We start from the raw sequence: 21,938 nt of genomic DNA on the forward strand, positions 1-21,938 counted from the left end.
CTGAGCCGCGATTGTAGCCAGGGCCCTCGGGGCGAAGCCCGCGTTCACGCGCTGAGTTGCGTCCAGGCCTTCTCCAGGCGCTTGGCGCTCACCGGTTGCGGCGTCCGCAGTTCCTGCGCGAACAGGCTCACGCGCAGCTCCTCGAGCAGCCAGCGGAACTCGTCGAGGCGCGCATCGGCCGCGCCCTTGAGCTCGGCCACGCGGCGCAGGTAGCGCTGCTCGATCGGTCGCAGCTCGGCCAGGCGGGCCGCGTCGCGCGCCGGATCGGCGCGCCACTTGTCCAGCCGCAGCGTGACGCCCTTCAGGTAGCGCGGCAGGTGGTGCAGCTGTGCGTAGTCCGTCTCGGCGAGAAAGCGCTTGGGGCACAAACGCGCCAGTTGTGCCGCCACGTCGTCGGCCACGTCCTTAACCGGCCGCGTGTCCTTGAGCTTGCGCGCGGCGCTCGCGTGCTCAGCGAGCACGGTCGCCGCCAGCCGCGCCACCTCCTGCGCGACCAGGTTGAGCCGCGTGCGGCCCTCGTCGATGCGCCGGGTGAAACCGGCCGCGTCGGTGGGCAGCGGCTCGACGAGGAAGGCGCGGTCCAGCGCCACGTCGATGATCTGCGCCCGCAGCTCGTCGGCACTGCCGCCGAGCGCCATGTAGGCCACCGCCATGCGCGGCAGGTCGGGGATGTTCTTCTCCAGGTACTTCAGCGGCTCCTTGATCTGCAGCGCGACCAGCCGGCGCAGCCCGGCGCGGTGGCGCGTGGCCGCGACGTCGGGCTCGTCGAAGACCTCGATCTCGACGTGAGCGCCCTTGTCGATCAGCGCCGGGAAGCCGACCAGGCTCTGCGCGCCGCGGCGGATCTCCATCAGTTCGGGAAGTTCGCCGAAGGACCAGGTGGTGTGGCGTTGGGGCGGTGTGGCGGGGGTCGGAATGCCCTCACCCCGGCCCTCTCCCGCCAGTGGGAGAGGGTGAGAATCTGCGCGGCCCCCTCCCCCGGCGGGAGAAGGTTGGGGTGAGGGCGGCCCTGCGCCCTGCTCCACTGCACCGATCTTCAAGGCCGCCAGCGCCTGGAACGCCGACCTCGCCTGTGCGCCCAGCTCGGCCTTCAGCGTCGGCAAGTGGCGGCCCATGCCGAGCTGGCGGCCGTGCTCGTCGACGACGCGGAAATTCATGAACAGGTGGGGCTGCAGCGTCTCGAGCTTGAAGTCGTTGCGCTGCACCGCGATCTGGGTGCGTTCTCGCACCGCCTTCAGCAGCGCGTCGATCAGGCCGCCCTGCGCAAACGGCACCAGCTCGCAGAACTCGGCCGCGGCGTCGGGCAGCGGAACCAGCCGCGAGCGCGGCCGCTGGTGCAGGCTCTTCATCAGCGCGAGCACCTTGTCCTTCAAGAGGCCGGGCACCAGCCACTCGCAACGCTCGTCGTTCACCTGGTTCAGCGCGTAGATCGGCACCGTGACGGTCAGGCCGTCCTTGCTGTCGCCGGGCTCGTGCAGGTAGGTCGCCTCGCAGTCGATGCCGCCCAGGCGCAGCGTCTTCGGGAAGGCCGCGGTCGTGATGCCCGCCGCCTCGTGGCGCATCAGCTCGTCCTTCGTCAGCATCAGCAGCTTCGGCTGCTGCGGGCTCTGGGCGCGGTACCAGCGCTCCAGCGTCGTGCCGGAGCACACGTCCTCGGGCAGTTGCTGGTCGTAGAAGGCGAAGATGAGTTCGTCGTCGACCAACACATCCTGCCGGCGCGACTTGTGTTCCAGTTCCTCCACCTGGCGGATCAGCTTGCGGTTGTGCGCCAGGAAGGGCAGGCGGCTCTCCCACTCGCCGTTCACCAGCGCCTCGCGGATGAAGATCTCGCGCGCCGCGGCCGGGTCGACGTTGCCAAAGTTGACCCGCTTGTTGTGGTAGACGACCAGCCCATACAACGTGGCGCGCTCCAGCGCCACCACCTCGGCGGCCTTCTTCTCCCAATGCGGCTCGAGCAGCTGCTTCTTCAGCAGGTGGCCGGCCACCTGCACGATCCACGGCGGCTCGATCGCCGCCAGCGCGCGACCGAACAGCCGCGTGGTCTCCACCAGTTCGGCGGCGATCAACCAGCGGCCCGGCTTCTTGCTCAGATGCGCGCCGGGATGGCGCCAGAACTTGATGCCGCGCGCGCCGAGGTACCAGTCCTCGTCATCGCTCTTGCAGCCCACGTTGCCCAGCAGCCCGGCCAGCATCGCCAGGTGAAGCTGCTCGTAGGTGGCCGGCGTGCCGTTGAGCCGCCAGCCGTGCTCGGCCACGACGGTGTGCAGTTGCGAATGGATGTCGCGCCATTCGCGCACGCGGCGCGGGTTGATGAAATGCTCGCGCAGCCGCTGCTCCTGCTGGCGGTTGGAGAGCTTGTGGGCGGCCGTGCCCTCACCCCGGCCCTCTCCTGCACGAGCGGTGGAGGGAGCGGCAGGCGAGTGCGCGGTGTGCCCTCGCCCGGCCTCGATCCAGTGCCACAGCTTCAGGTAGCCGACGAACTCGGAGCGCTCGTCGTCGAACAGCCTGTGCTTCTGGTCGGCGGCCTGCTGCTGCTCGAGCGGGCGGTCGCGCACGTCCTGCACCGACAGCGCGCTGGCGATCACCAGCACCTCGGCCAGCGCCTGCCGGTCGCGTGCGGCGAGGATCATGCGGCCGATGCGCGGGTCCAGCGGCAGCTTCGCGAGCTCCTTGCCGATGGCCGTCAGCTCGTTGGCGTCGTCGGTCGCGCCCAGCTCGTTGAGCAGCGCGTAGCCGTCGGCGATGGCCTTCTTGGGCGGCGGCTCGAGGAAGGGGAAGGCCTCCACGTCCCCCAGCCCCAGCGCCTTCATGCGCAGGATCACGCCGGCCAGCGAGCTGCGCAGGATCTCGGGGTCGGTGAAGCGCGGCCGGCCCGCGTAATCCTTTTCGTCGTAGAGCCGGATGCAGATGCCGTCGGCCACGCGCCCGCAGCGACCGGCGCGCTGGTTGGCCGCGGCCTGGCTGACCGGCTCGACCTGCAGCTGCTCGACCTTGTTGCGGTAGCTGTAGCGCTTGACGCGCGCGGTGCCGGCGTCGACCACGTAGCGGATGCCGGGCACCGTGAGCGAGGTCTCGGCCACGTTGGTGGCCAGCACGATGCGCCGCCCGTTGCCGGCCTGGAACACACGGTCCTGCTCGGGCTGCGACAGCCGCGCGAACAGCGGCAGGATCTCGGGCTGCGGGCCGCCGCGGTGTTGCTGGAGCAGGTGCTTGCGCAGGTGGTCGGTGGCCTCGCGGATCTCGCGCTCGCCGGGCAGGAACACCAGCACGTCGCCGCTGCCCTCGCGCCAGAGTTCGTCGACGGCGTCAGCGATCGCGTCGTTCAGGTCGTGCTCACGCGACTCCTCGAAGGCCCTCCAGCGCTGCTCGACCGGGAACAAGCGCCCACTCACCTGGATCACCGGCGCCGGCACGAGTTCGCGCCCCCACGCTCCGCGCTCCACACTGTCGCTGCCCCCCGAGGGGGCGCCGCCCGACTTGGGGCGGCCCGGCGTCGGGCGGACGCTCCCGAAATGCCGCGCAAACCGATCGGCGTCGATCGTCGCCGAGGTCACGATCACCTTCAGGTCGGGCCGTCTCGGCAGGATCTGCCGCAGGTAGCCGAGCAGGAAGTCGATGTTGAGGCTGCGCTCGTGGGCCTCATCGATGATCAGCGTGTCGTAGGCCTGCAGCAGCGGGTCGGTCTGCGTCTCGGCGAGCAGGATGCCGTCGGTCATCAGCTTGACCGACGCGCCCGGCGTCAGCCGGTCCTGGAAGCGCACCTTGTAGCCCACCACCTCGCCGAGCGGCGTGTCCAGTTCCTCGGCGATGCGCTTGGCGACCGAGCTCGCGGCGATGCGCCGCGGCTGGGTGTGGCCGATCAGCCGCCCGCGCTCGCCGGGCCTGGCGTTGGCCTTGCCGCGACCCAGCGCCAGCATGAGCTTGGGCAACTGCGTGGTCTTGCCCGAGCCGGTCTCACCGCAGACGATGACGACCTGATGGCGCTGCACCGCCTCGGCGATCTCGTCGCGCCGGGCCGAGACCGGCAGCGCCTCGGGGAAGCGGATCGGCGGCAGTGATCGCGGCGGTGCAGGGGCGGCGGTGCGGGGAGCGGTCTCGGGCATGGGTGTCGGGCAGAATCCGCGATTATCCCGGCGCCCGTCTCATGGACCTCGTCTTCCCGCACACCTTCGTTCCCTGGTTCCGCTCGGTCGCGCCCTACATCCATGCGTACCGCGGCAAGACCTTCGTGGTCGCGATGGCCGGCGAAGGCATCGCCGCGGGCCGGCTGAACGCCTTCGTGCAGGACGTGGCGATCCTGCACGCGATGGGCATCAAGCTCGTGCTGGTGCACGGCTTCCGCCCGCAGGTGAGCGAGCAACTGCGCGCCAAGGGCCACCCGGAGCACTTCAGCCACGGCCTGCGCATCACCGACGCGGTGGCGCTCGACTGCGCCCAGGAGGCCGCCGGCCAGCTGCGCTTCGAGATCGAGGCGGCGTTCTCGCAGGGCCTGCCGAACACGCCGATGGCCAATGCGACGGTGCGCGTGGTGTCGGGCAATTTTTTGACGGCGCGGCCGGTGGGCATCGTCGACGGCGTGAACTTCCTGCACAGCGGCATCGTGCGGCGCGTCGATGCCGCGGCGATCCGCCGTGCGATCGACATCGGCGCGATCGTGCTGCTGTCGCCCTTCGGCTTCTCGCCGACCGGCGAGGCCTTCAACCTGACGATGGAAGACGTGGCCACCAGCACCGCCATCGCGCTGCAGGCCGACAAGCTGATGTTCCTGACCGAGGTGCCCGGCGTGCGTGAAGACCAGCACGACGCCGAGAGCGCGATCGACACCGAGCTCGCGCTGGCCGATGCCCGGCGCCTGCTGGCCGCCCTACCCGACCCGGCCCAGCCCACCGACACCGCCTTCTACCTGCGCCACTGCATCAAGGCCTGCGAGGGCGGCGTCGAGCGCTCGCACATCCTGCCCTTCAACGCCGACGGCGCGCTGCTGACCGAGGTCTACACCCACGACGGCATCGGCACGATGGTGGTCGACGAGAAGCTCGAGAGCCTGCGCGAGGCGACGTCCGACGACATCGGCGGCATCCTGCAACTCATCGAACCCTTCGAACGCGACGGCACGCTGGTGAAGCGCGACCGCACCGAGATCGAGCGCGACATCGACCACTACACCGTGATCGAGCACGACGGCGTGATCTTCGGCTGCGCGGCGCTCTACCCCTACCCCGAGGCGCACACCGGCGAGATGGCCGCGCTGACGGTGAGCAACAGCGTGCAGGGCCAGGGCGACGGCGAACGCATCCTCAAGCGCGTGGAGCAGCGCGCCCGCGCCGCCGGCCTCACCAGCATCTTCGTGCTGACCACGCGCACGATGCACTGGTTCATCAAGCGCGGCTTCGCCCAGGTCGACGCCGACTGGCTGCCCGAAGCCCGCAAACGCAAATACAACTGGGACCGGCGTTCGCTGGTGCTGGTGAAGAAGCTCGCCTGACGAGCCTCATCGACCCGATCTCAAGGACAAGGAGTTCCCCATGGCCCGCACCGTGCACTGCGCCCTGCTGAAGAAAGACGCCGACGGACTGGATTTCGCACCCTACCCGGGCGAGCTGGGCAAGCGCATCTACGACAACATCAGCAAGGAAGCGTGGGCCCAGTGGCTCAAGCACCAGACGATGCTGGTCAATGAGAACCGCCTGAATCTAGCGGACGCCCGGGCGCGCCAGTACCTCGCGCGCCAGATGGAGAACTACTTCTTCGGCGCCGGCGCCGAGCAGCCGGCCGGCTACGTGCCGCCGACGACGACCTGAGCGTACCGGTTCGTTCAGCGTGCCCCGCCGCGCGCGGGCATCGTCATGCTTCGTTCGCCCACAACGGTGACGCGGACGCGAATCATTCGTGTTGACTCTTATACTGACAGACCGTTGACACAGGAGACTCCACGATGGTCCGCTCTACCTTCGCTCGCACGGCTCTCGCCGTCGTCGCCCTTTGCGCCTCGTTCGGTGCTGCGGCCCAGGATCAGGTGCTCAACCTCTACTCGGCGCGCCACTACCAGACCGACGAGGCGCTCTACGCCGACTTCACCAAGGCAACCGGCATCAAGATCAATCGTGTCGACGCCGACGACGCCGGACTGCTGGCGCGCCTGCGCAGCGAGGGCGCCTCGAGCCCCGCCGACGTGATCCTGCTGGTGGATGCGGCGCGCATCATCGTGGCCGACGCCGACGGCCTGTTCCAGCCGGTCAAGTCGAGCGTGCTGGCGTCGCGCATCCCGGCACAGTTGCGCAGCAAGGACGACGGCCTGGGATCGCGGTGGTTCGGCTTCTCGACACGGGCGCGCGTGATCGTGTTCAACAAGGCCACCGTCAAGCGCGACGACGTGGACACCTACGAGGAACTCGCCGATCCCAAGAACAAGGGCAAGGTCTGCACGCGTTCGGGTTCGCACCCCTACAACCTGTCGCTGTTCGGTTCGATGTACGAGCACCTCGGTGCCCAGAAGACCGAGGCGTGGCTCAAGGGCGTGGTCGACAACATGGCGCGTGCGCCCAAGGGCGGCGACACCGACCAGATCAAGGCCGTGGCGAGCGGCGAGTGCGGCATCGCCCTCACCAACAGCTACTACCTGGCCCGCCTGCTGCGCTCGGAGAAGCCCGAGGACAAGGCCGTGGTCGAGAAGATCGAGGTCGTGTTCCCGAACCAGCAATCCTGGGGCACCCACGTGAACATCGCCGGCGGCGCACTGGCCAAGCACGCGAAGAACCGCGAGGCCGGCGTCAAGTTCCTCGAATACCTGTCCACCAATTCGGCCCAGGCCTATTTCGCGAACGGCAACAACGAATATCCGGTGGTACCGGGCGTCAAGGTCGCGAATCCGGCACTCGACGCGATGGGGGCTTTCAAGGCTGAGTTGATTCCGATCTCGGTGGTCGGCCTGAATTCGATCCGTGTGCAGCAGATCCTCGATCGGGTCGGCTACAAGTAAACTCGAAATACTCCAACAAAACCCGGCCGAGGCCGGGTTTTCTCTGATTTGTCACATTGCACGAGTTTTACCGGACCGCCTAGAATAGGATTCAGGCGGGTCGATAATCGACCGCTTCAATTCATTTCGATGGAGCTGGTAGCTGAAATGGCCACATACCAAGACCTGATGTCCCAGAAGGCGGCGCTCGAACAGCAGGCGGCGGCGCTGACCGAGCAGATCGAAACCGCCCGGCGTGCCGAACACACCGCGGTTATCGCCAAGATCAAGGCCCTGATGGACGAGCACGGGATCACGCTGACGGACCTGGGGCGCAGCAAGTCGCCGGCCAAGCCGGCCAAGGCCGTGAAAACCGGCGGCACTGCGGGTCGCAAGGTCGCCGTCAAGTACCGCAATACCGCCACCGGTGATACCTGGAGCGGTCGCGGCCTGCAGCCCAATTGGTTGAAGGCCGCGCTGTCGTCGGGCCGCAAGATCGAGGAATTCTCGGTCTGATCGACACCGACGTGCCGACCGGCAGCAGCCGGTCGACGCCCTTAAAGCCGGCCGCCCACGGGCGGCCGCTTCGTTTCCAGACCGATATGCCGGCGCCGACAGAAAACCTGCGCCGCGTGAACCGTCGGCGATTTGGCAGATTCCGGACGCCGCGAAGAAAACAGAAAGGAATCTCTTGCGCCGCCTATCGTGGAGCCGCCGTTGCGCCGCCCTTGCTGCGACCCATGATCCTGCGCGCCAGGCTCACGCCGGCGAGCACCAGCGCACCTGCCACGACGCCCAGCAAGCCATCCAGCAAGCTCGGAACCAGCGCCTGCAATACGCCCGCGAAGCCACCCGCCAGCGCCGCCAGTTGGGACACGGCCGCCTCGATGCCATGGTGCAGCACCGGAATGCCGTGCGTCAGGATGCCGCCACCCACCAGGAACATGGCCGCGGTACCGGCGATGGACAGCCCCTTCATCAGCCACGGCGCCGTTTTCAGGATGCCGGCGCCCAGACCGCGCTGAAAGCGGCCCCAGGCCCCACCGCCGGCCTGGCGGCTGAGGTAGAGCCCGCCGTCGTCGAGCTTGACGATCGCCGCCACGAGCCCATAGACGCCGACCGTCATCAGCAGCGCAATGCCCACCAGCACCGACACCTGGGTGATGAAGGGTGATGCGGCGACGGTGCCCAGCGTGATCGCGATGATTTCGGCCGACAGGATGAAGTCGGTGCGCACCGCGCCCTTGATCTTGCCTTGCTCGAAGGCCACCAGGTCCAGCGCCGGATCGGCCACCGCGCGGGTAAGTTCGGCGTGGTGGGCCTCGTCCTCGGCCTTGCTGTGCAGGAACTTGTGCGCCAGTTTCTCGAAGCCTTCGTAGCAGAGAAAGGCGCCCCCGAGCATCAGCAGCGGCGTGACGGCCCAGGGCGCAAAGGCGCTGATCGCCAGCGCCGCCGGGACGAGGATCGCCTTGTTCTTCATCGATCCCTTGGCCACGGCCCACACGACCGGCAGTTCGCGGTCGGCAGAGACACCGGTCACCTGCTGGGCATTGAGCGCCAGATCGTCGCCCAGCACCCCTGCGGTCTTCTTGGTGGCCACCTTGGTGAGCAGCGCCACGTCGTCGAGAACGCTCGCGATATCGTCGATGAGGGTCAGCAAGCTGGAAGCGGCCATTCGTAGTCCTGAGGTTGCCCGGTCGGTTCGATCAAGCGATCGATCGTGGCGATTGTCCGATGAAGACCGGACTCTCGCGGTACCTGCGCATCCCGGCATGCCGCTAGAGTCGGCCGCATGAACGGCGACGACATGGCGGTCTACACAGTGACGGTGCAACCCGCGGGCTGGGTGTTCGCCGCACCCGCGTCGCTGCCCCTGCTCGTCGCCGCGCAGCGCGCCGGCATCCGGCTGCCCAGCTCCTGCCGCAACGGCACCTGCCGGACCTGCCTGTGCGAGTCACGCCATGGCGAGGTGGCGTACCGCATCGAATGGCCGGGGCTCAGCGCAGACGAGAAGGCCGCCGGCAGCATCCTGCCTTGTGTGGCCCACGCCCGCTCGGATCTGGTGATCGAGCAACCGGCGGCCCGCCGCGTGCCCCGGCACGAGGAAGCCGCAGGCTGAAACGGCGCAATGTCTCGACATTGCGCTGCGCGGCCACGGCCTGTCTCTGCGGACCGACTGCCCTGCAAGCAGTCGATCGCACCGCCGATCCGGTCGCAACACGGCGTGACAATCGTTTGACGACTCGCTGGGGGCGTGCCGGGGCGGCGGCTAACACAACCAGACGCAGGCTGCGGGCTTGCAGACCCTGGGGAGCGTGATGTCGCGCACGCCCCGCTCCGCCGGGCAACGCACCGAAAGCGCGCGTCCGTCCCCGCAGGGCGCCCGCTGGCTGCGCCGCCGGCCGTCCGACACCAGAAGCCGCTAGCGCACCAGGATGCAACTTGCAACGAAACTGACGGCCGCAAGTTCGACAATCAAGACTTTCATACCCGCTTGGAGAATCGATGAGCCGCATCACCCCCCTGGCCCTGTCGCTGCTGGTTGCCGGACTGGTCACCACCGGCGGCGCCGCCCTGGCGCAAACGCAGACACAGCCCGCCGCGAAGCCGGCCGCGGCCAAGCCGGCCCCGGCCAAGAAGCCGGTGTCGCAGTCGCGCAAGGAATTGAAGTCCGAAGCCAAGGGCCTGGCGCTCGCCACCGAAGTGACCGAGACGATCAGCGACAACCAGTTGGCGATCTCCAACCGCGTGCTGACCGGCACCGCGCAGTGCGAGTTCAACCAGACCGTCAGCGTGACCCCGATGCAGAACAAGCCAGGTCACTTCGAGGTCGTGTTCAACAAGGCGGCCTACGTGATGACCCCCCAGGAGACCACCACCGGCGCCGTCCGGCTCGAGGACAAGCGCAGTGGCGTCGTGTGGCTGCAGATCCCGGTCAAGTCGATGATGATGAACCAGAAGATCGGTCAGCGCATGGTCGACGGCTGCACCCTCGCGGAGCAGCGTGCGGCCGTCGCGGCCGTGACCGCCGCAGCGCGCTGAGACAACGATCGAACCCGGCAGCTGGCCCTGGCCGGCGCCGGTGCCCGCTCCTCGGTTGAATATGCGGATTTCGGTATGTATAATTCATGCATACCGATCGACACAGATTCACGGGAGCCCCCATGGAAGCCACCGTTGCCGAGCGCGGGCAGATCACCCTGCCCAAAGCCGTGCGTGACGCCCTCGGGCTGGTCAAGGGCACGCAGCTGAAGGTCGAGCTCGACGGCGGCCGCATCATCCTGCGCAAGAACGTCGACGACGCCATCTCTCGCGCCCGCGGCAAGTTCAAGCTCGACGGCTTCGCCTCGGTCGACGAGGCCCTGCGCGCGGTGCGCGGCCGCGCCCCCGGCGATCCGGTCGACCGCTGATCGCCTCGCCGTCGATGATCGCGATCGATTCCTCCGTCCTGATCGAACTCCTCAGCGAGAGCCCCGAGGCCGACACAGCCGAGGCCGCACTGCGTGACGCGCTGTCGCGCGGCCCGGTCGCCGTCTGCGATGTCGTCATCGCCGAGGTCTGCAGCTCGCTCGAGGAAGGCGACCGAGCCGTGCAGGTGCTCGAGGACATGGGCATCGTCTACAGCGCGGTCGAGCAGAAATCCGCGGTGCGCGCCGGCGAGATGCAGCGCCGCTACCGCTCGCGCGGCGGCGCCCGGCAGCGCAACGTGCCCGATTTCATCGTCGGGGCCCACGCCTTGCTTCAGTGCAATGGCCTGATCACCCGCGACGCCGAGTTCTTCCGTCTCTACTTCAAGGGCCTGAAGGTCATCGTGCCGCGCGCCGCATGACCGAGCCCGTCCGCTTTCGTTCCCGCCCTCCTCCTACCGTCTCCGGAGTCCACCCATGCTGCAAGCCTATCGCCAACATGCCGCCGAACGCGCCGCGCTCGGCATCCCCCCGCTGCCGCTCGAGGCCAAGCAGGTCGCCGAGCTGATCGAGCTGATCAAGAACCCGCCGGCCGGCGAGGAGGCCTTCCTGCTCGACCTGCTGACGCACCGCGTGCCGCCGGGCGTGGACGACGCCGCCAAGGTCAAGGCCTCGTTCCTGGCCGCCGTGGCGCACGGCGACCTCGCGGTCGGCCTGATCTCCAAGGCCAAGGCCACCGAGCTGCTGGGCACCATGGTGGGCGGCTACAACGTCAAGCCGCTGATCGACCTGCTCGATAACGCCGAAGTGGCCGGGGTGGCCGCCGAGGGCCTGAAGAAGACGCTGCTGATGTTCGACTTCTTCCACGACGTGGCCGAGAAGTCGAAAGCCGGCAACGCCAAGGCGAAGGAAGTGATCCAGAGCTGGGCCGATGCCGAGTGGTTCACCTCGCGCCCCGAGGTCGACAAGAAGATCACCGTCACCGTCTTCAAGGTGCCGGGCGAAACGAACACGGACGACCTGTCACCGGCGCCCGACGCCTGGAGTCGTCCGGACATCCCGCTGCATTACCTGGCGATGCTGAAGAACACCCGCGAAGGCGCGGCCTTCAAGCCCGAGGAGGACGGCAAGCGCGGCCCGATGCAGTTCATCGACGACCTGAAGAAGAAGGGCCATCTGGTCGCCTACGTCGGCGACGTGGTGGGCACCGGCTCGTCGCGCAAGAGCGCGACCAACAGCGTGATCTGGGCCACCGGCCAGGACATCCCCTTCGTGCCGAACAAGCGCTTCGGCGGCGTCACGCTGGGCGGAAAGATCGCGCCGATCTTCTTCAACACCCAGGAAGACTCGGGCTCGCTGCCGATCGAGGTCGACGTGTCCACGCTCGAGATGGGCGACGTGGTCGACATCCTGCCGTACGAAGGCAAGATCCAGAAGAACGGCGCCACGCTCGTCGAGTTCAAGCTCAAGAACGAGGTGCTGTTCGACGAGGTACGCGCCGGCGGCCGCATCAACCTGATCATCGGCCGCAGCCTCACCGGCAAGGCGCGCGAGTTCCTCGGCCTGCCCGCGTCGACGCTGTTCCGCCTGCCCAAGGCCCCGGCCGCGACCCAGGCCGGCTTCACGCTGGCGCAGAAGATGGTCGGCCGCGCCGTCGGCCTGCCCGAGGGCCAGGGCGTGCGCCCGGGCACCTACTGCGAGCCGAAGATGACCACCGTCGGCAGCCAGGACACCACCGGCCCGATGACGCGCGACGAGCTGAAGGACCTGGCCTGCCTGGGCTTCAGCGCCGACCTCGTGATGCAGAGCTTCTGCCACACCGCGGCCTACCCGAAGCCGGTGGACGTGAAGACGCACCGCGAGCTGCCCGCCTTCATCAGCAACCGCGGCGGCGTGGCCCTGCGCCCGGGCGATGGCGTGATCCACAGCTGGCTCAACCGCCTGCTGCTGCCCGACACCGTGGGCACCGGCGGCGACAGCCACACCCGCTTCCCGATCGGCATCAGCTTCCCTGCGGGTTCGGGCCTGGTGGCGTTCGGCGCGGCCACCGGCGTGATGCCGCTGGACATGCCCGAATCGGTGCTGGTGCGCTTCAAGGGCCAGATGCAGCCGGGCGTGACGCTGCGCGATCTGGTGCATGCGATCCCGCTGTATGCGATCAAGGCCGGCCTGCTGACGGTCGCCAAGGCCGGCAAGAAGAACGTGTTCTCCGGCCGCGTGCTCGAGATCGAGGGCCTGCCGGACCTGAAGGTCGAACAGGCCTTCGAGCTGAGCGACGCTTCGGCCGAGCGCTCGGCCGCCGGCTGCACCATCAAGCTCAACCCGGCGCCGATCAAGGAGTACCTCACCAGCAACGTCGTGCTGATGAAGAACATGATCGCCGATGGCTATGCCGACGCCCGCACCCTGCAGCGCCGCATCGAGAAGGTCGAGGCCTGGCTGGCCGATCCGCAGCTGCTCGAGGCTGACAAGAACGCCGAGTACGCCGCCGTGATCGAGATCGACCTGGCCGACATCAAGGAGCCGATCCTCTGCTGCCCCAACGATCCGGACGACGCCAAGACGCTCAGCGACGTGGCCGGCACCAAGATCGACGAGGCCTTCATCGGCTCGTGCATGACCAACATCGGCCACTTCCGCGCCGCCGCCAAGCTGCTGGGTGGCCAGCGCGACATCCCGGTCAAGCTGTGGGTCGCCCCGCCGACCAAGATGGACGAGAGCGAGCTGATCAAGGAAGGCCACTACGCCAACTTCGGCGCCGCCGGTGCCCGCACCGAGATGCCCGGTTGCAGCCTGTGCATGGGCAACCAGGCGCAGGTGCGTGAAGGCGCGACCGTTGTCTCCACCAGCACCCGCAACTTCCCGAACCGCCTGGGCAAGAACACCAACGTGTTCCTGGCCTCGGCCGAACTGGCGGCGATCGCGTCCAAGCTCGGCAAGATCCCGACCGTGGCCGAGTACCACGAGGCGATGGGCATCATCAACAAGGACGCCGACAGCGTGTACCGCTACATGAACTTCGACCAGATCGAGGAATACGCCAGCGTTGCGAAGGAAGTCGCCGCCTGATCGCAGGCAGCTTCGGCTGACGCCGCGGCCCGCAGTCCCTGCGGGCCGTTTTTCCTTTTCAGGCGCGCTGTCGGCCTGCCGCAGATTGCCGCTGCGCGTGCGCGCGCAGCACCTGCACGGCGGCGGCCACACCGCGAGCGGCCCGCACCGTCATCTGTGATCGGCGCTCGAACCAGGGCAACAGTGCCACCAAAGCCGACTGGGTCGGCAGCGCGAAGGAGCCGCCCTGCGCTGGCGCCGAGGCGGCTTCCGCGTGCTCGCCCTCTCTTGGGGTCGAGGCCGGCGCGAGGCAGGCGCGCACCGCCGCGGCCGCGCGGCGCAGCACGTCCTCGGCCGGCTCGCGGTCGAGCGCATCGACGCGCCGGGTGAGCATCTGCCGCATCGCTGCCAGGTGGCCGAGCATCTCCTGGCCATGGGTCAGCGCGTCGGTGATGGCCTGCAGCGGCACCCGAACCCGCTCCGGCTCGACGCTGCTGCGCTGCGCCACCGCGGCCAGCCCGGCCAGCGACTCGTAGGCTTCGCGGCGCGCCAGGCCCAGCTTCGCACGGCTGCGGCCGGGCTCGGGCCAGGCCAGCACTTCACCGGCCAGCACGTTCAGGCTGTTGAGCAACCGGTCGAGCGCCCGCGTGAGGCTGCTGCGCTCCCAGGACGGCAGCACGTAGCAGAACGCCCAGGCCAGCACCGCGCCGAGCGCGGTATCGGCCAGGCGCTCCGCCACCGCGAAGCCGGCCGACGGCTCAGCCAGATGGGCCTGCAGCAAGGCCATCACGGTGGCGGCGATGGCGGTGACGAGGTAGCGCACATTCACGAAGGCATGCGCGGCTCCGACCGCCAGCAGGAAGGCCACCGAGGCCACGCCGCTCCAGTGCAGTTGCGCCAACCCGAGCACCAGCAGACAGCCGAGCACCGTGCCGCCGAGCCGCGCGTTGCGCCGTCCGAGCGTCTGCTCCAGGTTGCCGCGCAGCACGACCGCGACGCTCAGCACCAGCCAGTGCGGGTGCGAGGCCCAGGGCAGCGCCTCGCCGATGAAATAGGCTGCCCCGAGCGCGACGGCCGAGCGCACGGCGTGGCGCAGCACCGGCGATCTTCCGCTGGTGTGCGGTTTCAGCGCGGCGAGCGGCCAGCCCTCGACCGACACGAACAGGCTCAGCTCCTCCTGCGTCAACCGCAGCGGCAACAGCTCTCCGCGCATCAGCGCGCGCATCTGCCGCAGGTCGTCGATCATGTGCTGCGCGCGATCGGCCAGCGCCGGCAGCAGGTGTTTGCGCCGGTCGCCCGCCGGGATCGAGACGCCGGCCACCCAGGCGTGCAGCGGGCGGTCGTCACTGTCGTGCGTGGCCTCCACCGGATCGTCGTAGCGCAGCGCGCCCTGCATGGCATCGAGCGCGGCGGCCTGCGCCTCCAGATTGGCGGCGAGCCGCTGGCGCACCGCGGCCGCCAGCGCATCGTCGCCCAGCAGACCCAGATCGAGTTCGCTGGCCAGCAGGGTGTCGCGCAGATCGACCGCGGTGACCAGCAGGCCGGCGAAAGTCCGCGTTTCGGTGTTGCAGTCCGGCCGCTCGAAGAGCAGATCGCGCGCCGCCTGCACCCGGTCGTTGAGCGCGGTCTCGTCGCGGATCCACGCGCGCAGCCGGTCGGCGGCCGGGTCGCTGCCGCGCGCCGGTGGCGACGGCGGCACCAGCAGCGCGGCGCGCGCCCGCAGCAAGGCGGACAGCCCCTCCAGGACGCCGGCCAGCGCCAGCGCGCGGTAACGGCGCTGCAGCATCACCGCGCAGAACATCGCCCAGGCCATGTACAAGACCGCGCCGAGCGCCGTCCAGGCGGTGTGCGAGAACACCGCGGCCGCACCTGACACCGGCGGCGACGACATCGCGAACACGATCGCCAGGATGCCGACGAAGGACACAGGGCCGGCGCGCAGACCCCAGGCCAGCGTCATCGCCGAGACGAAGGCCACCAGCGCCACCACGCCGCCGAGCGCCACCGGATGCAGCCGCAGCGCGACGACGAGCGCCGTCACGACGCAGGCGCTGAAGGCCGCCAGAGACACCCGCCGCCAACTGCGGCGCGGCACCACCGGCAGATCGGCCAGGCTGACGCAGACCGCCCCACTGACGGCCCACAGCGCCGGCGGCGTGCCGGCCAGCGCCGACACCAGCGCCTGGATCAGGCAGATGCCGAGTGCGACGCCGATGCCGTTGACGACATGCAGCGGCAGCGCGTGCAGCGGGCGCCAGGGAACGCGCATCAAGCCAGATCGCCTTCCAGCACCTTCACCAGCGCGTGCAGGCAGCGGTTCACCGGCGTCGGCGTGGCGGTGGCCTCGCCGCGCCGGATGACGTAGCCATTGAGATGGTCGATCTCACTGGGCCGCCCGCGACGCAGGTCCTGTGCGGTCGACGAGAACTGGTCCGGCATGGTCTGCGCAATGCGGCGCACCGCCGCCGGCACGTCGCCGGGGATCTGCACGCCGCTGGCGGCGGCCACGGCCAGGCATTCGGCCACCAGATCGTCCATCACCCGCGCCATGCCCTCGCGCGCCACCAGCGGGCCGTAGGGCAGGCGCGTCAACGCCGACAGCGCGTTGTAGGCGCAGTTCAGCACCAGCTTGGCCCACAGCGCGCCGGCCACGTTGTCGCTGGTCTCGGCCGGCACGCCGGCATCGATCAGCAGCGAGATCAGGCCTGCGGCATCCAGGGTGCCCGGCACGCCGCGCGCGGCGGTCGGCCCGATCACCAACTCGCCCCGGCCGTTGTGCTTCACGTGGCCGGGACCGGCCATCTCGGCGGCGACATAGACCACCGCCGGCCACACCGGCACGTCCACCAGCGCCTGCAGGCGCTCGGCGTTGTCGACGCCGTTCTGCAGGCTCAGCACCAGCGCCTCAGGCGCCAAGTGCGTGCGCAGTGCGAGGCCGGCCGTCTCGGTGTCGGTCGACTTGACACAGAACAGCACCAGCGCCGCGTCGCCCAGCGCGGCGGCCTCGGTGTTCGCCTGCACCGGCAGTTCGACATCGAACGCGGACGTCTGCAGCCGCAGGCCGCGGCGCTGCAGCGCCTCGACGTGGGCCGGGCGGCCGACCAGCATCACCTCGTGGCCGGCACGCGCCAGCATGCCGCCGTAGTAGCAGCCCACGGCGCCCGCGCCCATCACACCGATCTTCATCGTCCGCTTCCGCGCTCGCGCTTCAGGGGGCCGGCGGCGCGATCTGCTCGGCGTAGTCGTAGAGCGCGCCCAGGATGTCCTGGCCGCGCTCGTCGGCCGACTCGCTGAGCGCGTAGATGCGCTCGAAGAAGGCCGCCAGGCTGCCGCCGCCGCCGACGCCCAGGTGCAACCGCTCGGCGCGGTGCTGCTCCCACTGCGCCCGTTCCTCGGCATCGAGCGTGTGCGGAAAGTTGCGTGCGCGGTAGCGGAACAGCAATTCCTCCAGGCGCCCGTCCTCGAATGGCGGACGCTGTCCCGCCAGCCCTTCCGGCGGCAGCGCGCGCAGCCGCTCGAGCGTGCGCCGATCGGCATTGGAGACGAAGCCGCCGTACAGGTTTTCGTCGACGTCGGGCGCCTGCTCGGGCGCCGGCCGCGCGAACACCTCGGCCCACAGTGCGCGCGGCAGCGCGTCGTGGGCCAGGGCGATGTCGGCGTGGCGCTGCACCCGGGTCGCGTCGTAGCCCCAGCGCTCGGCCATCGCCGGGCTCAGCGTCTTGAGGTTGCCGATGACGATCGGCGACTTGTTGATGTGGATGCTCTTGATCGGCAGGCGCGTCGTGCCCTCGGGCAGTTCGTCGGCCTTGGTGAACAGGCGCTGGCGGATCGCCGCGGCATCGAGCCCGTAGAGCTCGCTCGGGTCCGCCGCCAGATCCCAGACGATCAGTTCGTTCTTGTTGGTCGGGTGGGTGCCGAGCGGCCACACCGCCGCGAGGCAGCCCCGCTCGGCCGGGTACATGCCGGAGATGTGCAGGAAGGGCCGCTGGGCACCGGCGCCGATCTCGGCCATCACTGCATCCTTGCGGTGCAGCCTGAAGCAAAAATCCCACAGCCGGGGTTGCTGACTGCGGATCAGCCGCGCCAGGCCGATGGTGGCGCGCACGTCCGACAGCGCATCGTGCGCCGCCGCGTGCGCCAGGCCGTTGGCCGCCGTCAGGTGCTCGAGCTTGAACGAGGCCCGGCCGTCCTCGTGGCGCGGCCACTCGATGCCCTCGGGCCGCAATGCATAGGTGCAGCGCACCACGTCGAGCAGGTCCCAGCGGCCACAACCGTTCTGCCATTCGCGGGCATAGGGATCCATCAGGTTGCGCCAGAACAGATGGCGCGTCACCTCGTCGTCGAAGCGGATGGTGTTGTAGCCCACGCCCACCGTGCCCGGCGCCGCCAGCTCGCGCTCGATGGCGGCCGCGAAGGCATGCTCCGGCAGGCCCTGCTCCAGGCAGGTCTGCGGCAGGATGCCGGTCAGCAGGCAGGACTCAGGGTCGGGCAGGAAATCGGGCGCAGGCTGGCAGTAGTGCATCAGCGGCGGACCGATCTCGTTGAGTTCCGCGTCGGTGCGCACGCCGGCGAACTGCGCCGGCCGGTCGCGCCGCGGCCAGCGCCCGAAGGTTTCGTAGTCGTGCCAGTAGAAGCTGTGTTCGCTCATCGCCCGCAACATACCTCAAGCCGCAGCCGGGACCCGCGTCAAGGCCCGGCCACCCGCAGGAAACTGGCGAAGCGCGGCAGGCCGCGCGCCGTCGTGCCGCGATAGGTGTAGGTGACCACCGCGCCCGGCGGAGGCGGCGAGGCGCGCTGGGCATTGCTGAAGCCCGTGCCGAGCGCGAACTCCTGCCCTTGCGGCGTGCGCACGCGCAAGGCACCCAACTGCCCGGCAAACCGGCCCTTCCCCGCCACGTGCCCGACGACCACGGCCTCGGCATCCTGCAACGGCTTGAGCTTCAGCAGCACCTCGCTGCGGCCGGTGACGTAGGGCGCGTCGGCCCGGTGCAGCATCAGCCCTTCGCCGCCCTGCGCCACCACGCTGGCCAGCCGGGCCTGCAAGGCCGCCGTATCGGGCAGCTCCCACTGCTCCACCACCATCAGCGGCCCGGCCCCCGCTTGCCTGACCACTTGAGCAATTCGCGCCGCCCGCTCGGCGAACGGGCCAGGCGCGCCCGGCAGCTCGAACACGCCGTACCGCACCTGACGCCATCCTGCATCGTCGGGCTGCCGGTCCCGCACGATCGCCGTCAGCGCCTCGAAGCGGCCACGGCCGAGCCACAGCTCGCCATCCAGCGCCACGGCCGGCAGGCCGGCCGTGAACCAGCCCGGCGCCGGCACCACGCCGCCGCCGCGGAACCGCAGCACGCGTCCGTCCCATTGCGCCCGCACGCCGTCGAGCTTCTCGCTCACCCGGTAGCCGACCGGCGACTGGCCGGCCGCGGCCTCGCGCGCCAGCAGCATCGACGGTGCGGCCGCACCGTCGCGGGGCGGATGCCCCGTTGCGGCGCTGGCGACCCGGACGCGGAGGGCCGCGGCCAGGGCCAGCGCCCGACCCATCACGTCGCGTCTCGACATCCCCTGCATGGCCGACTCCTTCCGTTCGATGGCCCGCGGCGATTGTTCGGTCGCACGGCCGTCGCGGGATCCTCCCCGCTGGAGCGGATGACGGGGGAGCGCGCCGGCCCTCGCAAGGGTGCGTCGACCAAGGTGCCGCGATGTCATGTGGTGTTGGCATGCAAACCGCATAATCGTTTTCAACCCCACCCCACCGAGGTCGACCATGCCCGCCACGAGCCAGCACGCCTTCCCGAAGACCCTGAAGAGCTTCAAGACCGCCTCCGGCAAGGAGGGCAAGTTCTACTCGCTGCCCGAGCTGGCCAAGACCTTCCCGAACGTGGCGCGGCTGCCGGTGTCGGTGCGCATCGTGCTGGAGAGCGTGCTGCGCAACTGCGACGGCAAGAAGGTCACGAAGGAGCACGTGGCGCAACTCGCCAACTGGCTGCCGACCGCCGAGCGCAGCGACGAGATCCCCTTCGTGGTCGCCCGCGTGGTGCTGCAGGACTTCACCGGCGTGCCGCTGCTGGCCGACCTGGCCGCGATGCGCAACGTGGCGGCGAAGATGGGCAAGAACCCCAAGGCGATCGAGCCGCTGGTACCGGTGGACCTGGTGGTCGACCACTCGGTGATGATCGACCACTTCGGCTCGGCGAAGGCGCTGGACCTGAACATGAAGCTGGAGTTCAGCCGCAACCAGGAGCGCTACCAGTTCATGAAGTGGGGCATGGACGCCTTCGACACCTTCGGCGTCGTGCCGCCCGGCTTCGGCATCGTGCACCAGGTGAACCTCGAGTACCTGGCGCGCGGCGTGCACAAGACCCAGGGCGGCATCTACTACCCCGACACCCTGGTCGGCACCGACAGCCACACCACGATGATCAACGGCATCGGCGTGGTCGGCTGGGGCGTGGGCGGCATCGAGGCCGAGGCCGGCATGCTGGGTCAGCCGGTCTACTTCCTGACGCCCGACGTCGTGGGCTTCGAACTCACCGGCAAGCTGCGCGAGGGCGTGACGGCCACCGACCTGGTGCTGACGGTGACCGAGATCCTGCGCAAGGCCAAGGTGGTGGGCAAGTTCGTCGAGTTCTTCGGTGAAGGCACCCGCACCCTCGCTTTGCCCGATCGCGCCACGATCGGCAACATGGCGCCCGAGTACGGCGCCACCATGGGCTTCTTCCCGGTCGACGAGAAGACCATCGACTACTTCCAGGGCACCGGCCGCAGCAAGGCCGAGATCGAGGCCTTCGCGGCCTACTTCAAGGCGCAGAAGTTGTTCGGCGTGCCCAAGGCCGGCGACATCGACTACAGCGCGGTCGTGAAGCTCGACCTGGGCACGGTGGCGCCCTCGCTGTCGGGCCCGAAGCGGCCGCAGGACCGCATCGAGCTCGGCAACGTGAAGTCGCAGTTCGGCTCGCTGTTCAGCAAGCCACCGGCCGAGAACGGCTTCAACCAGCCGGCCGAGAAGCTGGGCCAGGCCTTCACCACCAGCGACGGCCTGGAAATCAGGAACGGCGACGTGCTGATCGCCGCCATCACCTCCTGCACCAACACCAGCAACCCGGGCGTGCTGCTGGCCGCCGGACTGCTGGCGAAGAAGGCGGTGGAAGCCGGGCTGAAGGTGAAGAAGCACGTGAAGACCTCGCTCGCGCCGGGCTCGCGCATCGTCACCGAGTACCTGGAGAAGGCGGGGCTGCTGCCCTACCTGGAGAAGCTCGGCTTCTTCGTCGCCGGCTACGGCTGCACCACCTGCATCGGCAATGCCGGCGACCTGACGCCCGGGATCAACGAGGCGATCACGAAGAACGACCTGGTATGCGCCGCGGTGCTGTCGGGTAACCGCAACTTCGAGGCCCGCATCCACCCGAACCTGAAGGCCAACTTCCTGGCCAGCCCGCCGCTGGTGGTGGCCTACGCGATCGCCGGCACCGTGAGCAAGGATCTGATGACGGAACCGGTGGGCACCGGCAAGGGCGGCAAGCCGGTCTACCTGGGCGACATCTGGCCCACCAGCGACGAGATCTACAAGCTGATGAAGTTCGCGATGGACGGCAAGGCGTTCAAGAAGAACTACGACAAGGTCAAGAGCGACCCGGGCAAGCTGTGGGAACAGATCAAGGGCGTGAAGGGCAACGTCTACACCTGGCCCAAGAGCACCTACATCGCCGAGCCGCCGTTCTTCCAGGACTTCACCATGGAGCCGGCCGTGGCCGACGCGGGGGTGAAGGGCGCGCGCATCATGGGCCTGTTCGGCGACTCGATCACCACCGACCACATCTCGCCGGCCGGCTCCTTCAAGGAGACCACGCCAGCCGGCAAGTACCTGCTCGAGCACGGCGTGCTGAAGGCCGACTTCAACAGCTACGGCTCGCGCCGCGGCAACCACGAGGTGATGATGCGCGGCACCTTCGCCAACGTGCGCATCAAGAACCTGATGCTGCCACCCAAGGACGACGGCGCGCGCGAGGAAGGCGGCTACACCCTCTTCCAGCTCGACGGTGCGGACAAGGGCCGCAAGCTCGCGATCTACGACGCCGCGATGCAGTACATCGCCGCCGGCGTGCCCACGGTGATCTTCGGCGGCGAGGAGTACGGCACCGGCTCGTCGCGCGACTGGGCCGCCAAGGGCACGCAGCTGCTGGGCATCAAGGCGGTGGTGGCGAAGAGCTTCGAGCGCATCCACCGCAGCAATCTGGTCGGCATGGGCGTGCTGCCGCTGCAGTTCAAGGGCAGCGATTCATGGAGCACGCTGGGGCTGATCGGCGACGAGGTGGTGGACGTGGTGGTCGATGCCGACATGAAGCCGCAATCGGACGCCACGCTGGTCATTACCACGCCGACCGGCGAGAAGAAGACCGTGATCGTCACGCTGCGCATCGACACGCCGATCGAGGTGGACTACTACAAGCACGGCGGCATCCTGCCCTTCGTGCTGAGGCAGTTGCTCGCCGCGTGACCACCGCCTCGTGAGGACGCGACACGACGGC

The 21,938-nt window shown here is 69.1% G+C and carries 16 protein-coding genes; 10 read left to right on the forward strand and 6 right to left on the reverse strand.

What is annotated here, in order from left to right; genetic code table 11:
- Positions 1–44: 44 nt before the first annotated feature.
- Positions 45–4,103: an ATP-dependent RNA helicase HrpA gene (gene hrpA, locus ASC67_RS14050; protein ID WP_056321962.1), complete on the reverse strand. Its 4,059-nt coding sequence runs from the start codon at positions 4,101–4,103 to the stop codon at positions 45–47.
- 41 nt (positions 4,104–4,144) lie between these two features.
- Here hrpA and argA point away from each other — a divergent pair, with 41 nt between their 5' ends.
- The 4 genes from argA (at position 4,145) to ASC67_RS14070 (ending at position 7,474) form a co-directional block, all read left to right on the forward strand.
- On the forward strand, positions 4,145–5,485 hold the full coding sequence (gene argA / locus ASC67_RS14055; RefSeq protein WP_056321964.1) for an amino-acid N-acetyltransferase: 1,341 nt from the start codon (positions 4,145–4,147) through the stop codon (positions 5,483–5,485).
- A 40-nt stretch (positions 5,486–5,525) separates the two neighbouring features.
- The gene (locus tag ASC67_RS14060; protein WP_056321966.1) at positions 5,526–5,801 is read left to right on the forward strand and encodes an oxidative damage protection protein; all 276 of its coding nucleotides are present in this window, start codon (positions 5,526–5,528) and stop codon (positions 5,799–5,801) included.
- A 134-nt stretch (positions 5,802–5,935) separates the two neighbouring features.
- Positions 5,936–6,979: an extracellular solute-binding protein gene (locus ASC67_RS14065; protein ID WP_056321969.1), complete on the forward strand. Its 1,044-nt coding sequence runs from the start codon at positions 5,936–5,938 to the stop codon at positions 6,977–6,979.
- 129 nt (positions 6,980–7,108) lie between these two features.
- Positions 7,109–7,474 carry an H-NS histone family protein gene (locus tag ASC67_RS14070; protein WP_310731986.1) on the forward strand — a complete coding sequence of 122 codons (366 nt, stop codon included), beginning with the start codon at positions 7,109–7,111 and terminating at the stop codon, positions 7,472–7,474.
- Between the two features lie 184 nt (positions 7,475–7,658).
- Here ASC67_RS14070 and ASC67_RS14075 read toward each other — a convergent pair whose 3' ends face one another.
- Positions 7,659–8,633, reverse strand: coding sequence for a DUF808 domain-containing protein (locus tag ASC67_RS14075; RefSeq protein WP_056321976.1), 975 nt, complete (start codon positions 8,631–8,633; stop codon positions 7,659–7,661).
- A gap of 117 nt (positions 8,634–8,750) precedes the next feature.
- Here ASC67_RS14075 and ASC67_RS14080 point away from each other — a divergent pair, with 117 nt between their 5' ends.
- From ASC67_RS14080 to acnB, 5 genes are all read left to right on the forward strand, one after another.
- Positions 8,751–9,077, forward strand: a complete 327-nt coding sequence (locus ASC67_RS14080) for a 2Fe-2S iron-sulfur cluster-binding protein (protein WP_082536025.1) — start codon at positions 8,751–8,753, stop codon at positions 9,075–9,077.
- Between the two features lie 386 nt (positions 9,078–9,463).
- A complete protein-coding gene (locus ASC67_RS14085) occupies positions 9,464–10,000 on the forward strand; it encodes a hypothetical protein (RefSeq protein ID WP_056321978.1) in 537 nt (178 codons plus the stop codon).
- A 122-nt stretch (positions 10,001–10,122) separates the two neighbouring features.
- A complete protein-coding gene (locus tag ASC67_RS14090; RefSeq protein WP_056321981.1) occupies positions 10,123–10,368 on the forward strand; it encodes an AbrB/MazE/SpoVT family DNA-binding domain-containing protein in 246 nt (81 codons plus the stop codon).
- Between the two features lie 14 nt (positions 10,369–10,382).
- The gene (locus ASC67_RS14095; RefSeq protein WP_011828963.1) at positions 10,383–10,787 is read left to right on the forward strand and encodes a type II toxin-antitoxin system VapC family toxin; all 405 of its coding nucleotides are present in this window, start codon (positions 10,383–10,385) and stop codon (positions 10,785–10,787) included.
- A 55-nt stretch (positions 10,788–10,842) separates the two neighbouring features.
- Positions 10,843–13,434: a bifunctional aconitate hydratase 2/2-methylisocitrate dehydratase gene (gene acnB / locus ASC67_RS14100; RefSeq protein WP_056321983.1), complete on the forward strand. Its 2,592-nt coding sequence runs from the start codon at positions 10,843–10,845 to the stop codon at positions 13,432–13,434.
- 58 nt (positions 13,435–13,492) lie between these two features.
- Here the strand turns inward: acnB and ASC67_RS14105 are convergent, their stop codons facing one another.
- From ASC67_RS14105 to ASC67_RS14120, 4 genes are read right to left on the reverse strand one after another with little or no spacing between them, the layout of a single operon-like run.
- Positions 13,493–15,682 carry an FUSC family membrane protein gene (locus ASC67_RS14105; protein ID WP_056321986.1) on the reverse strand — a complete coding sequence of 730 codons (2,190 nt, stop codon included), beginning with the start codon at positions 15,680–15,682 and terminating at the stop codon, positions 13,493–13,495.
- Positions 15,682–16,599: a ketopantoate reductase family protein gene (locus ASC67_RS14110; protein ID WP_056321990.1), complete on the reverse strand. Its 918-nt coding sequence runs from the start codon at positions 16,597–16,599 to the stop codon at positions 15,682–15,684. The genes ASC67_RS14105 and ASC67_RS14110 overlap by 1 nt, the downstream gene beginning before the upstream one ends.
- 22 nt (positions 16,600–16,621) lie before the next feature.
- Positions 16,622–18,061 carry an exodeoxyribonuclease I gene (gene sbcB, locus ASC67_RS14115; protein ID WP_056321995.1) on the reverse strand — a complete coding sequence of 480 codons (1,440 nt, stop codon included), beginning with the start codon at positions 18,059–18,061 and terminating at the stop codon, positions 16,622–16,624.
- Between the two features lie 38 nt (positions 18,062–18,099).
- A complete protein-coding gene (locus ASC67_RS14120; protein WP_056322206.1) occupies positions 18,100–18,972 on the reverse strand; it encodes a DNA ligase in 873 nt (290 codons plus the stop codon).
- A gap of 205 nt (positions 18,973–19,177) precedes the next feature.
- On the opposite strand from ASC67_RS14120, the gene acnA reads away from it, so the two are divergent.
- A complete protein-coding gene (gene acnA, locus ASC67_RS14125; RefSeq protein WP_056321998.1) occupies positions 19,178–21,907 on the forward strand; it encodes an aconitate hydratase AcnA in 2,730 nt (909 codons plus the stop codon).
- Positions 21,908–21,938 lie beyond the last annotated feature (31 nt).

The sequence above is a fragment of the Methylibium sp. Root1272 genome (assembly GCF_001425905.1).
In the GTDB taxonomy this organism is placed as follows: Bacteria; Pseudomonadota; Gammaproteobacteria; order Burkholderiales; family Burkholderiaceae_C; genus Methylibium.